The organism is Nostoc sp. UCD121, assembly GCF_014222285.1.
GTDB lineage: Bacteria > Cyanobacteriota > Cyanobacteriia > Cyanobacteriales > Nostocaceae > Nostoc.
On sequence record NZ_JACKZS010000629.1, the window covers coordinates 1 to 232 of the forward strand.

Genomic DNA, 232 nt, shown 5'->3' on the forward strand with positions numbered 1-232 from the left:
ATATGGGGATCGTTAATTAACCCTTTCCAGCCGACAGTGGTACGGGGTTTTTCAAAATAGACGCGCATTACCAGATAGAGGCTATCGCTGACCTCTGCGGCAAGGGCTTTAAATCGACGAGCATATTCCAGAGCAGTTTCCGGATCATGAATGGAACAAGGACCACATACTACCAGCAGACGAGGATCGCGCCCGGCGATAATATCTGAAATGCTTTTACGCGAGTCAGCAA

At 48.7% G+C, this 232-nt stretch carries 1 pseudogene; it reads right to left on the reverse strand.

The features are described from left to right. Positions 1–232, reverse strand: a pseudogene (locus GNF10_RS37770) (3-deoxy-7-phosphoheptulonate synthase); the annotation flags it as partial.